Consider the following 14,175-nt stretch of genomic DNA (forward strand, 5'->3'; position numbering starts at 1 on the left):
ATATCGCGGACAGCGCCGAGCCCGCCCCCCGTACCAGCAGCTCGAAGGCGTGCGTGGTGAAGGGCTGGGCGCCGGTGAGCAGCGGCGGCGCCCAGCGCGGCGAGCGAGGCGGGATATGAGCTCAGGTCCCCTTGGCGGCGGGCCAGCTCATACGGATGTTCGTGCCCTTCGGACTGGGGACGACCTCGACGTCGTCGGCCAAGCCCGCGATGACCGCGATGCCGAAGCCTGACATGAACGAGTCAGAGAGCATGCCCAGATCGAGGGGCTGCTCCTGCTTGATCTCATCGCTGGGGGCCTGATCGCTGACCGTGACTTCGAAACGCCCGGAATCGTCACGCAGCTCGATGCGGATGGGCTCGCCCGGACAGTGGACGCGGTGCGCCTCGACTGCCCGGGAACACGCCTCACCCACGGCGAGCCTGACCTCGTCCAGCAGCGACTCCTGCACGCCGGTGCGGCGGGCTATCGCCGTCGCCACCAGCCGTGCGGTCCGCACGTGCGCGGGGAGAGCGCTGAACGTCAGCTCGACGGTAGCCATGCTACTTGTCTTTGCCGTGAGCTTCCTTGGCCTCGTCGACCGAAGCGTAGATCCCGAAGACCTTGGTCAGTCCGGTGATCCGGAAGATCTTCAGGATGCGCTCCTGCGTGCACACCAGCTCGAGCGAGCCGTCGTGTGCACGAACCCGCTTGAGCCCCCCGACCAGGACACCGAGGCCCGTGGAGTCGAGGAAGTCCACCTTCTCCATGTTGACGAGAAGGTGGAAGTTGCCCTTGTTGACCAGGTCAATGAGGAGCTCACGCAATCTCGGCGCCGTGTAGACATCGATCTCACCCTCGACCTCCACGATGGTGAGTCGGTCTTCGGTGCGGTGATCCAACTTCAGATCCACAGATCCTCCAGCGCCTCGCCTGCGAAACTACTCTCTTGGGCCTGGCAATCTGGAGCGTGGCCCCAGATTGTCCGACCCTGACGCGCGGCATTCAACCACGCGTCTGGCTTGTGTCTATACGAAATCACGATTCCCGGCGACTTTGCCCACAGATGCAAGACTGGAAACAGTGACTTCCACCGCATCCTCCCCACAACAGGCGGGTCCACTCCTCCGGCACCTGCTTGGTGTTCCCGCACGTCATGAGCGTGTCACCCATGTGGAGCATGTTCCAGCACGTCAGGCCGGTCAAGCCCAATGGCCCAAATGGACGCCAGAAGTGCTTGTTACGCGCTTGGCGAACCGAGGGATCACCGGACTCTGGCACCACCAGTACGAGGCCGCCGACCTGGCATTCCGTGGCCGAAACGTGATCATCTCGACCGGCACGGCCTCGGGGAAGTCCCTGGCGTACCTGACCCCGGCGGTCGCCGCCTGCCTCGACGGCGGCACGATCCTGTACCTGACGCCGACCAAGGCCCTGGCCGCCGACCAGCTGCGCAGCCTGCGCGAACTGCGCATCACCCAGCTGCGCGCCGCCTCTTTCGACGGCGACACGCCGTTCGAGGAACGTACGTGGGTGCGCCAGCACGCCAACTACGTCCTGACGAACCCGGACATGCTCCACCGGAGCATCCTCCCTCGTCACTCCCAATGGTCGTCGTTCTTCCGCCGGTTGCGCATGATCGTCGTGGACGAGTGCCACGGTTACCGCGGCGTCTTCGGCTCCCACGTCGCCCAGATCCTGCGCCGCCTGCGCCGCGTCTGCGCCCGGTACGGCTCGCGCCCCACGTTCCTCCTGGCGTCGGCGACGGCCAGCGAGCCGGGGGCGTTCGCGATGAGGCTGACGGGGCTTGAGATGGACGAGGTGACCGTGGACGCCTCACCCAAGGGTGCGACCACCATCGCGCTGTGGGAGCCGCCTCTGACGGAGCTACGGGGCGAGGGAGGGGCTCCTGTGCGGCGTACGGCCACGGCGGAGGCCGCGGATCTGCTCGCGGACCTCGTCCTGGCGGACGTCCGCACGCTCGCCTTCGTCCGCTCCCGGCGAGGCGCCGAGACGGTCGCGCTGACGGCCCGCGCCAAACTCGCCGACGTAGCCTTCTCCCTCTCAGGCCACTTCCCGAGCCCTCCGGCCCCCCCCGACTCCTGCCGCCCACCAAGACGGGCTCACAACCGGCCAGAGCAGTCCCGTCATCCACCGAGCGGGCACCCCAACCAGCCAGGACAGCCCCGCAACGGGGCAGGACGGGGCCGCCACCGGCCCGGGCAGGCCTGCCACCGGCCAGGGCGGCGGAGCAAGCGGGCAGGTCCCGGAGAGCTCTCTCAACTGGGCTCTCCCGGACTCCTCCCCCAACCCTGACTGGTCCGAGCTCCCCAACAAGATCGCCGCCTACCGGGCCGGCTACCTGGCGGAGGACCGCAGGCTCCTGGAGAAGGCCCTCCGCGCGGGCACGCTGATGGGCCTGGCCACCACGAACGCCCTCGAGCTCGGTGTGGACGTCTCGGGCCTGGACGCCGTGCTGATCGCAGGCTGGCCGGGCACCCGCGCCTCGCTCTGGCAGCAGGCGGGCCGGGCGGGTCGCGACGGCCAAGACGCGCTCGCCGTGCTGATCGCCAGGGACGACCCCTTGGACACCTACCTCGTGCACCACCCCCAGGCCCTGTTCGGCCAGCCCGTGGAGGCGATCGTCCTCGATCCCGACAACCCGTACGTGCTGGGCCCCCACCTCTGCGCCGCGGCCGCCGAGATCCCGCTGACCGAGGACGATCTGCCCATCTTCGGCGACACCACCTCAACCGTCCTCGATGACCTGGTCGCCCAGGCGCTGCTCAGAAGGCGCCCCGCGGGCTGGTTCTGGACCAGGCGGGAGCGTGCCACTGACCTCGCCGACATCCGAGGCGGCGGAGGCGCCCCCATCCAGGTCGTGGAGTCGTCCACCGGCCGCCTCCTGGGCAGCGTGGACGAGCCGTCCGCCCACACCACGGTGCACACAGGCGCGGTCTACCTCCACCAGGGCGAGACCTTCCTGGTGGAGCTCCTCGACCTGGAGGCCGGAGTGGCCCTGGTCTCCGGCGCCAACCCGGACTTCACCACGTTCGCTCGCGACATAACCGACATCTCCATCCTCGCCACCCAGCGCTCACAGCCGCTGGGCTCCGGCACCCTGCACTTCGGCGAGGTGGAGGTGACCCGGCAAGTGGTCTCGTACCTCAAGAGGCGCCTCCAATCAGGCGAAATGCTCGGCGACGAGCCCCTCGACCTGCCGCCGCGCACCCTCCGCACCCGCGCCGTCTGGTGGACGCTCCCCGCCTCGGCCCTGGCACCGCTCGCGGAGTCCGGCATCGACCTCGGCGGAGCCGCCCACGCGGCCGAGCACGCCTCCATCGGCCTGCTCCCCCTCTTCGCCACCTGCGACCGCTGGGACATCGGCGGCGTCTCCACCGAGCTCCACGCCGACACGGGCCTGCTCACGGTCTTCGTGTACGACGGCCACGAGGGCGGGGCGGGGTTCGCCGAACGCGGCTTCGCCCGCGCGGCCGACTGGCTGACCGCGACACGTGAAGCCATAACGTCCTGCGAATGCGAACGAGGCTGCCCGTCCTGCATCCAGTCCCCGAAATGCGGTAACGGCAACGAACCCCTGCACAAACGAGGCGCCGTCCGCCTCCTCAACACGCTACTGAGCCCTCGATGAGAGCCGCCGCGATACGTCTGCCATCCGCGCCATGAACCGCTGAATTCTTTTCTCTTCATCCAGGAACGCCACCCCGCACCACGGCCGACCAACGCCCCAAGAGCTGCTCTACCTGCGACGTCACAAGATCATCCGAGGCTACGCACCCCGCTCGCCACAGACTCAGGACGACACGCAACGGCCACGGTCCACGCCTGTGCCAGAACCCTGGAGACAAGGACTCCGCGAACATCCACAGCCATTCATCGGAATGAATCTTCTAGCTCTCGTCGTCCGTGTGTCGGCGGCCGGCGTAAGCGCGTTCCTCGTCCGATTCCTTGTTGTCCTCGTCGGCCGCCCAGAAATCGGCGGACCCAGGCTGCGGGCGCTCCCAGAACCCACTGTCCTCCATGGACCTGGGCGACGGCGGCAGGTAGTCGTCCCAGCGATCCTCGATCCGTACGGCGGGCCGGACGGGGGAGGCATCCGAGTCGCGAACGTCCGTGACCGCGGAGCTGGGCAAGGCGATACGAACCGGCTCCTTACGGGTCTCCGCAACGCCTCGCGCCTCCTCCCCCTCAGCCGAGAGCGGCAGCACGGCGGGCACTTCCTTGCGCCTCTGGTCGAGCACGGGCGACGGCGTGCGCGTCTGGTCGAGCACGGGCGATGAGGTGCGCTTCTGGTCGAGCGCGGGCGACGACGTGGGCGACTGATCGAGGACAGGCGATGAGGTGCGCTTCTGGTCGAGCACGGGCGACGACGTGGGCGACTGATCGAGCGTGGGCGACGACGTGCGGGCGGGATCCGCCGCGTCAGGACGCTGCGCCGATGACGGCTGCTGGGCCTGTGACCGATCGGGCGCGGGCACTCGAGTCTTGGCGACCGCCAGGATCACAGCAGGCCGTCGCCGCGGCGGCGTGACGGCGGCGGGAACGCTGTCGCTCCCCGGCTTGGCCTGCGTCCCACCGGCCGACGGCATGGCCGCTGCTGCGGCGGTCGTGCCGGACGCGGGGACGCCCGCCGCGACCGCGGCGAGGGCGCGCCGACGGGCCCAGGCGCCGGCGTGGGCGCCGACCAGCAACAGGAGGATGCCTGCGGCGACGTAGACGCCGTACTGGCCGATGTTCCCGATGGGCGACTCGCCCGACTGCGCCTTCGCGTCGACGGACTGCGCGGGAGCCGACTGCGAGCCGTTCTTCGTGTCGGTCGGGGTGAGGCCGCCCGTCTCATCGGCGGTCGGGATCGGGAGATTGCCCTTGGGGTCGGTGTCAGGTATGGCCGGCAGCTTGGCGGCCGGCCGCTTGTGAGTCGTCGGCCTGCTCGTCGGCAGCGTCTGCTTCTTGGCCGGGAGAGTGGGCAGCGGATCGACGTTCTTGGTGTCCTTGGTCTTGGGCGTCCGGGCGTCGGCGGTCTTCTTGGGCTTGGACGCCGCGGGGAAGGCGACGTACGCGGCGGCCGAACTGCCCGAGCCGATCGAGCCGCCGTCACCGTCGCCCCTGAACGCCTTGACCGTGAACCCCACCTTCTCCCCCTCGGCCTTGGTCGGCACGGCCAGTGCCGCCCGGCACGAGGATCCGGAGCACACGCTGTCGACGGGCAGCCTTCCCACGATGCCGGACTGGCTGTTGGAGACCTCGTACGACTGCAGGTCGGGCTCCGCGCCCTTGCTCCAGGTCACGAGGACCTTTGATGTGCCCTGCCTGGCCGCGTTCACGTTGCCCGGCGCCTCGGGCGGCCGCTGGAGCTTGAACGTGCTCGTCGCGTACGCGGTGCCGGTGATCTCTCCTTTGAGGGTCACCGTGAAAGTGCCGTTGGGGGCGCCCCCGGCGTCGAACGTGCCGGAGATCGACTGGTTCGCTCCGCCTCCGGTGACCTTCTGGCTGGGCGTGGAGGGACCTTGGACGTACAGGCCCACGTTCAGCTGCATCACGCCCGTACGGGCGGAGACTGTCACAGACGAGTTGGAGATCACCTGACCGTCGGAGGGCGAGGTGATCTGCCCGTCGGCCCGCACCGTCGCCGCGGAGGCCTGGGCGGATCCGCCGAGCGCGATGGATCCCGCCACGATCACTCCTGCGGCCACCACTCTGCCGACTACCGTCACGACGCTTCCCTCCATCGAGAGCCTCGCGCCGCCTGACCGCCTGGGGGCGTTCACGCGACGACCGGAAGTGCAGTCCGCCCGGCCGATACGGTCACCGACCGCCCCCGGACCCGCACCTTAGCGACTTCGTCCCGGCTCTCCCAGACGTCCTGTCGCATACGGCATGGACCGAGGGTAAGCGGAACCTTACGGGACATACACAACTCTTGGACACCACGTCTAAGTAGTCGTGACTTGATTGCGACCTAACCCCGTTGACCTCAAGCGCAACTTGGCATTTCGCGAGTCATTCGGGTCGAGTAATGTCGCGAGTCAGACGTTGTCCCGATTTACAAAGCAAGAGCTTTTTGCCCATTTGTCCATCTATGCTCCTGGCCGTGACTGTAAGTGGACGCGGTGGTTCCTTCTATGACGTGCCTCATGTCTTCGAGCGGTATCTCGATCATCGGCACAGCGGCGTGTCGAGCCCGAACCAGGTGATGGAGGAACCGGCTCTCCTGGAGGAGCTGGGCACGGTCGGGGGACTCCGGGTGCTGGATCTCGGCTGCGGGGACGCGGCCATCGGACAAACTCTGCTGAACGCCGGTTGCCATAGCTACCTGGGGCTGGACGGCTCAGCGGCGATGGTCGAGGCGGGCAACGCGGCCCTGCGAGGAACTCCCGGCCGGGTGGAGCTGGCCGACATCGAGGACTTCTCCGCTCCACCGTCGTCTTTCGATCTGATCGTTTCACGGTTGGCCTTTCACTATGTCGATGACCTCCAGCCCGTGCTGGACGCCTGCCATGCGTGCCTCTCACCAGGGGGACGCATCGTTTTCACCGTCGCTCATCCCGTGCTGAGTTCGCACGACTCCGGGACGCAGGGGAAGCGCACCTCGTGGGTTGTCGACGACTACTTCGTCAAGGGGCCGCGGGAGAGGAGTTGGATGGGTGGCACCGTCACGTGGTTTCACCGGACCGTTGAGGATTATGTGGTCGCCCTGATGAAGGCCGGTTTTTCCCTTTCGTCTCTACGGGAGTGCGCCCCCAGCGAGGATCTCTTCAACGGCGATGTCGCCGAGCTGGAGCGTCGGCGTCGTGTTCCGCTCTTCCTGCTGCTTGCCGGCACGCGTATCGGATGAGTCCACGCCTTCTGCCCGGCCTCGGAAATGCCCGCTTTGCCTCGGAGGCCGCGACACCGCAACCATGATCGCTCTTTCCGTAAGAAGCCCGTGGCTGCTCTTCGCTTCGGAGGCCGTCACGCCACACCGCGATTGCTCTTCCTTCGAGGCCGCCACTCCACACCCGTGATTGCTCTTGGCCTAGGAGGCGGCGACGCCCTACTCGGCCGCTCGATCATGGCGGTGTGACTGCTGGGCCAGCGCGGGCTCTGCCGGTCAGCGTGCGCGTGCCTAATAACGGGAGCGAGACCGGCAATGAGGTCCAGACGTCGGCGATCTCTTGGGTGATCTCGCAGCGGGTGAGCTCGACGCCGTTCTGTACGGCGAGGGCGGCGGCTCGCGCGCAGGCGGCTTCCGGGTTGGTTATCGCCAGTTTGGCCGCTGCCAGGGCGCTGAGGTCGGCGGCGCTGTTCACGCGGTGGAGTGCCACGCGTGCCGAGCCCACCGTGGTGAACGCGGTGGCCACTGTCATCAGGAGGCCCATGAGGGCCACCCCCCAGAGTGTGGCTGAGCCTCTTTCTTTGGTGTTGATCGGTGCCTCCCTCTCCGCAGGGTCTGGTTTCTGTTTTGGCGTGCTCATCTGCCGGCTCCCGCTTGCTCGCCGGGTCAGGGGATGCTGCCGGGCTCTGTGTCGGCCGTGGCTGTGGCGGATATATGGACCGCCGGCAGGGACTGGGCCCAGGGCGGGCGTACCTCTACCGTGATCTCGACCCTTGTGGTCTCCTTTTCGCGGGATACCGTCACCTGCGCGTCCGCCCGGCTGGCTGACCGGGCTCGGGCGCTGACCTGCTCCAACGGCTCGCCTCTGGCCGCTGCTCGCGCTGCCGCGCGGGCCGCGTCCACGCATTCGAACTGAGCACCGACGGCTTGGACGGCCCACAGTGCGGCCGCCAGGACGACCATGAGCGCGGGCAGCATCGCGGCGGTCTCGGCCGTGACCGACCCCCGCGATGCCGACCGCGTCCCGCTCATGGAGGTCCGCGCTTGGCGGAGGGTCATCCGTTGGCGGTGTTGAGAGCTCGGTCGATGAGTGAGCTCAGCATTTCCTGGACCTCTGGGCTGCTCACCACCTTGAACAGCAGGGCGGCGAAAGCACACGCCGCGATGGTGCCCACCGCGTATTCGGCCGTGGACATGCCTCGCTGCCGGTTGACGGCCGCGTAGTGGAGCCATCGGTTTCCGCGTGGTTGGTCGGGAAGGTCCGCGCGCTGGGCCTGCCCGGATGGGTCGGCCAGCGGTGACCCGGCGCGTGCGGTCGGTGGTGTGGGGGTGTCCCCTGGCGGCTCGGCGATTGCGCTTGCGGGCCTGTCGGTTCCGGCGGTTTCGGCGGTTCCGGCGGTTTCGGGTGGCGCTATCGGATTGGTTCGGGACGCGTGGCTGCGGCTATGAGGGAGATTGCCCGGCGTGGTGTGAGGGCTCTGCTTCGTGGCGGTCCTGATGTGGTCTGGCGTGGTGTGGGCGCTCTGCTTCGTGGCGACCCTGGTGTCGTCTGGTGTGGTGTGGGCGCTCTGTCTCGTGGCGGCGCTGATGTCGTCTGGCGTGGTGGCGGGACTGTGCATCGTGCCTCCAGGTGGTGCTCGGAGCCGGGGTCTTGTCCGGCGGGATCCCTAGGTTGGCCGACGCGGGGTGGCGTCCGAGGGACCGAGCGGCGTTCTGTGGATAAGCGGTGGGCGGCGGTCCACCCCTGTGGATGAGCTGCGAGGGCCGGGGCGGCTGCGGCGCTACGGGAGGACGATCGTGGCGGCCAGGCCGGCTATCACCGGGACGATGCCCAGCAGGACGAATGCCGGGAGGAAGCACAGACCCAAGGGGGCCACCGCCTTCACGCCGACGCTCCTGGCGGCGGCCACGGAGGCGGCTCTGGCGGCTTCGCGGGCGTCGTCGGCCAGGCGGGTCAGGACATCCGCCACCGGGGCGCCGCTTTGAGCCGCTCGGCTCATGGCTCGGGCGAGCTGGGCCGTGGCCGGGTCCTTCGCGAGGGTGCCCCAGGTGGGTTCGGGGTCGGCGCCGAGACGTAGCTGGGTGCTGACCCATTTCAACCGCCGGCCGAGTGGGCCGCCGATCGCGTCTGCGGCTATGTCGGTGGCGGCGCTCACCGGGCGGCCGGCGAGGAGGCATGCCGTCATCAGGTCGGCGGCGAACGGAAGGTCGGCCGCGATTCGTTGGCGCTCGTGGTGTGACTGCTGGGGTTGCTTCCTGTGGAGGAATATCGCGACTGGTGGAGCGATCAGGATGCCCGTGAGGATTCCGGCGATGCCACCGATCAGGAGGGCGAGGATCAGTCCGGTGCCCGTGGCTGTGATGATCGTCTTTCGGGTGATGCGGGACGGAGGGGAATCCAGCCAGGCCGGGTGAGGCGGCGGCTCCTCGTTCCTGGTCTGCGCTCGCTGATGCTCGGGTTGAGGTCTCCTCGGCGGGCGTAGTCGGGACAGGCGTTCGGCCGGGGTTCTTGGTGCGTACCACAGCCAGGCGGCCATGCCGGCGAACAACGCGGACAACAGCTGGAACATCGGCCAGGTCCTGTCAAGATCGGTGTACGGCTCGGCTGTGGGTTCAGGCTTGTGCCCGAGCTGCCATGCGGTTGGTCCACCACAGGCCGCAGACGTCCAGTGCGATGCCTGCTGTCAGGCACATGAGGCCGGGCAGGCTGCCGAACAGGAAGTCCAGGGGGCGCATGTTCAGGGCGGCGGCCATCAGGAGGCCGAGGGCCGGGAGCACGGCCAGGAGTCTGGCCGTGGTGCGGGGGCCGGCCAGCTGGGCCGCGACGTCCTGGCGGTGGGCCTGGGCTGTGCGTAACGTGCTGCCGACCCGCTCGACCAGCGCGGCCAGGCCCGCGCCCACCGTGACGCCCACCTCCCAGCAGGCCGCCAGTTGGCGTAGACCCTCGCCGCCTTGGGGTGGGGCCGACGAGAGCAGGGCCGCGGAGACGTCGCCGCCGTCCCTTGCCGCCGCGATGACAGGGCGCAGGGTCTCCGGGCCCGGGACGTCCACTGCTGCCATTGCCCTGGTCAAGGCCTCTCCAGGGGTACGGCCGGCCGAGAGCTCAGCGGACAGTGCCTGACACAGCTCTGTTGACGCCCGACGCCAGGACTCTGCGCAGCGTGCGGGAGTCGGGCGGGTGAGGAGCCTGCTCAAGGACTTCCATCGGGGCTTCTGCCCGCCCGCGGTCAGCCTGGCCAGGCGCGTTGTGGGGGTATCAGGGGCTGTCCACAGCCACACGGCGCAGGCTGTGGACAACGCGGCGATCAGGGCGCCGGTCATCGCACTGCCTTTGGTGTGGACGTGGCGGCATCCGGTTCAGCCGAGCCGCCTCGCCGCGGCTCGCATGCGTGCACCTTCATGCGTGTGGCCTTTGTGGCTGTGCTCTCTGTGCCAGGGCTTCGTAGGCCGGGCCGGGTCGGGAGTTGCCGTGTGTGTCGAAGGTGAGGGCGGTGATCGACTCGACGAGACCGGTCGAGGTTCGGGAGAGCAGGCAGATCTCGGCTACACGTCTTCGGCCGTCCGGGCGGCCGCGGGTCAGGTGGATGACCGCGTCGAGCGCCGCGGCCAGCTGGCTGTGCACGGCCTCCCTGGTCAAGCCCGCCGCGCAGCCCAGCGCCTCCAGGCGGGGTGGCACGTCGGCGGCGGTGTTGGCATGAAGGGTGCCGCAGCCGCCCTCGTGGCCCGTGTTGAGCGCGGCCAGCAGGTCGACCACCTCGCTGCCTCTCACCTCTCCCACCACCAGGCGGTCAGGGCGCATGCGGAGTGCCTGGCGCACCAGGTCGCGCAGTCCTACCCCGCCCGCGCCCTCCAGGTTCGCCGGGCGGGTTTCCAGGCGGACCACGTGGGGGTGGACAGGGCGCAGCTCGGCGGAGTCCTCCACCAGGAGGAGGCGCTCCGCCGGATCTGCCAGCGACAGCAACGCCGACAGGAGCGTGGTCTTGCCTGTGCCGGTGCCGCCTGTCACCAGGAACGCCAGCCTGGCCGTCACCATGGCGGTCAGCACCGGAACCGCGGAGGGCGTGACGGTCCCCGCCGACACCAGGTCTTCCAGAGTGAACGTGCGGCGCGGCGGCAGGCGCAGCGACACGCAGGTGCCGCCCAACGCCACCGGCGGCAGCACGGCGTGCAGGCGGACGCCCCCCGCGAGCCGGGCATCCACGTACGGGGAGGCGTCGTCCAGTCTCCTGCCGGCAGCGGCCGCGAGACGCTGGGCCAGTCTGCGGACGGCTCCGTCGTCCGTGAAGGTGACCTGGGTGCGGCGTAGGCCGCCACCGTCGTCGATCCACACCTCGCGTGGGCCGTTGACCAGGACGTCTGTCACGTCGGGCCGGGCCAGCAGCGGCTCCAGCGGGCCCGCGCCGATCAGATCGGCGCAGAGGGCTCTGGCCACCGCGAGGATCTCCGCGTCGCCGTACACGGACTTCTCGGCTCGCAAGGCCACGGCCACCTGGGCGGCGCTGGGCTCCACGCCCGCCCGGGCCAGGCGTACGCGAACCGCTTCCACGAGCTCCGGGGAGACGGCTCCCTGGGATGAGGAGGGGGTGGTCATGGCGAGAGGAGGTCTCGTAGGAGGGTGGTGCAGAGGGCGCCCAGCACGGTGCGGGGGCCGAGCTTGGGCAGCTCGCCGCGGTTGAGAGTGGCGGTGAGCCGTGGCTGGTCCGGCAGTGCGCCGGCGGACGGGATGCCCAGCGAGCTCGCGGCGGTGTCCTCGTCCACGATCCCCGGCCTGAGCACCGCGCGGATGTCAGAGGTGTGCTTGCGGGTTTCGCCCAGCACCTGAACGGTCGACAGGATGCCGCGTACGTCCGCCGTGGCCACCACCAACGTGGTCTTCGCTCTGGTCAGAGCCTCGATCGCGGCGGGGTCCAGGTGGCGTGGGAGGTCGACGACCATCAGATCGAAGCCTCGTTGGCCTGCTTCCAGGACCGAGCGCATGGCCTGGGCCGGGATCGCCGCCACCTCGCCCCTGTGGAACGAGAGGACCGCCAGGTCACCGAACGACGGCAGGGCCGCATGAAGGGCGCCGGCGTTGATCCGGCCCTCGCGGGCCACCAGGTCTCCCCAGCGGGCGCCCGACGCCTCCTCCTGGCCCAGCAGCGCGTCGATGCCTCCGCCCAGCGGGTCGGCGTCCACCAGAAGGGTGCGGAGGTGGTCGCCCGAGGCGCGCAGGGCCAGGCAGGCCGACAGGACGCTCGCGCCCGCCCCGCCGCGGCCGCCGATCACGCAGATCACGGAGCCCGAGCGGGGATCGGGCTCCATGGCGTCCGCGAACCGCTCCACCAGGTGGCGCTCGTCCTCGGGGAGCGCCACGACGGCCTGGGCGCCTACGGCCACGCATTTTCGCCAGGTGTCCGGGTCTTCGGCGGCGCGGGTGACGAGGAGGACCTGGTCTCGGGTGGGCGGTGAGGTCGCGGCCACGGCGTCCGCCTGGTCGGCGCCCACCGCGATCAGCGGCGCCAGGTTCCAGAACGGCCGGGCGTGGGCGGGAGCGTGCGCCACGTCGAGCTGGGTGCCCGCCGCGGCCGCTATGCGAACGAGGTCGTCGAGCAGGGCGTGGTCTTCGGTGATGACGAGCGGACGGTGCATTGCCGGCTCCCGGGTGGGCGGGGTTGGGAGGCCAACGTTGCTGGGGATGGCGGGGGCGGCGAGGGACAGAACGGGGTTCTGGGGATTGTGGGTGCCCGCTGGGAAGCCGCTGTGGATAACCGGGCGCTCGCCGGTCAGAGTCACCGAGCCATGCTCGAAGGTGGCGGAAAAGGGGCGACCCCCGCCGGGGGGGAGAGCGGGGGTCGCCTGAGCGGTCCGGCTCCGGGGGGGTAGAGCCGGTCCCGTTTCAGAAGAAAGCTTTCATCACTTCACCAGAGCCTGGCAAGGGACTGGCAAAGCTACCCCGTGCACGGTCGCTCCAGTTTCGGGCGATACCAACGTATGCTGCCCGATCGACTCGAGTTTCGTCGAGGAGCAATCTCGCATTTTCGCCAAGTTTTTTGTCAGCGACATAACGATCACATAAAGGAGATCACTCTCCGTGACCGTCGCGCGTCGGCAACCGGGTGACTCGAGGCGCCCGTGAAGGCGTATGCCCGGCCCGACCCCATTGGCGGGTAAAGGTCTTGCTCCAAGGGGTTCCCATCAGGGCGGATCCGACGTAGAAAGAAGTCACGGACCCCTTGTCCGGGTGCATCAGCCGGGCACCCACGCGCGACCAGCCGCGGGAGGCGCGTCGTGACGGGCTTGACCCGTTCCGACGAATACAGGTGCACGCTTGGTAACCCGGCGTGATGCGCCGGCAGACGGCGTCTCTTGACTGAGACGCCGTCAGCTATGTCAGCACCCCCACCTGCCGCGCGCTCAGCCCCTCTGCATGGCCTCGCAGATGGCGGTCGTCTCGCGGACCCCGAGGGTTACCGCAGAGGCACACTGTTCTACCCACTGCGCGACGCCCTCCGGCGTCCCGCTCAGGTACGCCCGCAACCCGTCGGCATAGGCCCCCTCCAGGTGCCCCACCTCCACGGCCACCAGGGACTTCGGGTCCAGCCCGTACTCGACCAGGGTGAGCCGCTCGGCCGAACGCGCCACGATCCCGTCGGCCGTGCCGAAGGGCCGCAGCACCGCGAGCTCGGCGTGCACCACGGCGGCCAGCACGATCGCGGGCGCCTTGGCGGCCCCCTCCAGCAGGCCGAACAGCCCTTCCATGCGCGCCGCCGCCTCAGCGGCCCCTGGCGCGGGGCCCAGGCCCAGCGGATCCGGCGCGTCCGAGGACGCCGACCGCGGACGGCCCAGGGCGGACTGCGGCGCGAGGCCGGCGGCGGCCACCGCGTGCAGGCGCGCGAGCACCTGCCGGGGCGCCGTACGCCAGGTCGAGCCCATCCGGCCCATCTCCGCCGAAGCACGCAGGGCGCCCTGCACCAGCGGGTCGTGGACCTCGTCCCGGCGCAGGGCGTCGAGGGACACGTCCACGCCTTCCAGACTGGCCGACGCCCGCGCGCCGCGCAGGGACGACTCCGCGGACACCGCCGGGCTGGCCCGGCGCAGGACGCGGTGGCGGTACAGCCTGTCGACGGCCTGCCGCGCCGAGTCCACGGCCTCGGCCACGCCGGGGAACTCCGCGATGACAGCCAATGGGTCACTCACGGGAACCGACCCTACCGGCGGGTACGGCCCGACCGTACCAGCCTCCCCGAGAGCCGCGGCAAGGCGGGAAAACCCGGCGATCGAATATCCACGACCCTTTATGGGTCCCCTCCCGATTTCAGGATGACAACATTTCAATAGCGTTTGTCAGTCGTCCTGATAAGCGCGGAGTCCTCGGTACGTAC

At 69.5% G+C, this 14,175-nt stretch carries 12 protein-coding genes and 1 pseudogene; 2 read left to right on the forward strand and 11 right to left on the reverse strand.

All coding sequences use genetic code 11. The features are described 5' to 3' along the window. Nucleotides 1-121 precede the first annotated feature (121 nt). Both ABD830_RS38785 and ABD830_RS38790 read right to left on the reverse strand, forming a co-directional pair. Nucleotides 122-541 carry an ATP-binding protein gene (locus tag ABD830_RS38785; RefSeq protein ID WP_344998751.1) on the reverse strand — a complete coding sequence of 140 codons (420 nt, stop codon included), beginning with the start codon at nucleotides 539-541 and terminating at the stop codon, nucleotides 122-124. A 1-nt stretch (nucleotide 542) separates the two neighbouring features. Next, a complete protein-coding gene (locus tag ABD830_RS38790) occupies nucleotides 543-893 on the reverse strand; it encodes an STAS domain-containing protein (protein ID WP_043629845.1) in 351 nt (116 codons plus the stop codon). Between the two features lie 409 nt (nucleotides 894-1,302). Between ABD830_RS38790 and ABD830_RS38795 the strand changes: the two are divergent. Further along, a pseudogene (locus ABD830_RS38795) lies at nucleotides 1,303-3,631 on the forward strand (DEAD/DEAH box helicase). Between the two features lie 259 nt (nucleotides 3,632-3,890). On the opposite strand, the gene ABD830_RS38800 reads toward ABD830_RS38795, so the two are convergent. After that, the gene (locus ABD830_RS38800; protein ID WP_344998753.1) at nucleotides 3,891-5,714 is read right to left on the reverse strand and encodes a hypothetical protein; all 1,824 of its coding nucleotides are present in this window, start codon (nucleotides 5,712-5,714) and stop codon (nucleotides 3,891-3,893) included. Nucleotides 5,715-6,091: 377 nt separating this feature from the next. Between ABD830_RS38800 and ABD830_RS38805 the strand changes: the two genes are divergently transcribed. After that, nucleotides 6,092-6,835 carry a class I SAM-dependent DNA methyltransferase gene (locus ABD830_RS38805; RefSeq protein ID WP_344998755.1) on the forward strand — a complete coding sequence of 248 codons (744 nt, stop codon included), beginning with the start codon at nucleotides 6,092-6,094 and terminating at the stop codon, nucleotides 6,833-6,835. Nucleotides 6,836-7,049: 214 nt separating this feature from the next. On the opposite strand, the gene ABD830_RS38810 is transcribed toward ABD830_RS38805, so the two are convergent. The 8 genes from ABD830_RS38810 to ABD830_RS38845 form a co-directional block, all read right to left on the reverse strand. Beyond that, on the reverse strand, nucleotides 7,050-7,454 hold the full coding sequence (locus ABD830_RS38810) for an Rv3654c family TadE-like protein (RefSeq protein WP_344998757.1): 405 nt from the start codon (nucleotides 7,452-7,454) through the stop codon (nucleotides 7,050-7,052). 26 nt (nucleotides 7,455-7,480) lie between these two features. Further along, a complete protein-coding gene (locus tag ABD830_RS38815) occupies nucleotides 7,481-7,846 on the reverse strand; it encodes a TadE family type IV pilus minor pilin (RefSeq protein WP_344998759.1) in 366 nt (121 codons plus the stop codon). A gap of 23 nt (nucleotides 7,847-7,869) precedes the next feature. Continuing rightward, a complete protein-coding gene (locus tag ABD830_RS54440; RefSeq protein ID WP_378520997.1) occupies nucleotides 7,870-8,010 on the reverse strand; it encodes a DUF4244 domain-containing protein in 141 nt (46 codons plus the stop codon). Nucleotides 8,011-8,595: 585 nt separating this feature from the next. After that, nucleotides 8,596-9,384 carry a type II secretion system F family protein gene (locus ABD830_RS38825; RefSeq protein ID WP_344998763.1) on the reverse strand — a complete coding sequence of 263 codons (789 nt, stop codon included), beginning with the start codon at nucleotides 9,382-9,384 and terminating at the stop codon, nucleotides 8,596-8,598. A 43-nt stretch (nucleotides 9,385-9,427) separates the two neighbouring features. Further along, nucleotides 9,428-10,135 carry a type II secretion system F family protein gene (locus tag ABD830_RS38830; protein WP_344998765.1) on the reverse strand — a complete coding sequence of 236 codons (708 nt, stop codon included), beginning with the start codon at nucleotides 10,133-10,135 and terminating at the stop codon, nucleotides 9,428-9,430. A 76-nt stretch (nucleotides 10,136-10,211) separates the two neighbouring features. Continuing rightward, nucleotides 10,212-11,405: a TadA family conjugal transfer-associated ATPase gene (locus ABD830_RS38835; RefSeq protein WP_344998767.1), complete on the reverse strand. Its 1,194-nt coding sequence runs from the start codon at nucleotides 11,403-11,405 to the stop codon at nucleotides 10,212-10,214. Beyond that, complete coding sequence (gene ssd, locus ABD830_RS38840; protein ID WP_344998769.1) at nucleotides 11,402-12,442, reverse strand: septum site-determining protein Ssd; 1,041 nt, start codon at nucleotides 12,440-12,442, stop codon at nucleotides 11,402-11,404. The genes ABD830_RS38835 and ssd overlap by 4 nt, the downstream gene beginning before the upstream one ends. 765 nt (nucleotides 12,443-13,207) lie before the next feature. Further along, entirely contained in the window at nucleotides 13,208-13,990 is a 783-nt protein-coding gene (locus ABD830_RS38845; protein WP_344998771.1) for a Fic family protein, read from the reverse strand. Nucleotides 13,991-14,175 lie beyond the last annotated feature (185 nt).

The organism is Nonomuraea helvata (assembly GCF_039535785.1).
Lineage (GTDB): Bacteria > Actinomycetota > Actinomycetes > Streptosporangiales > Streptosporangiaceae > Nonomuraea > Nonomuraea helvata.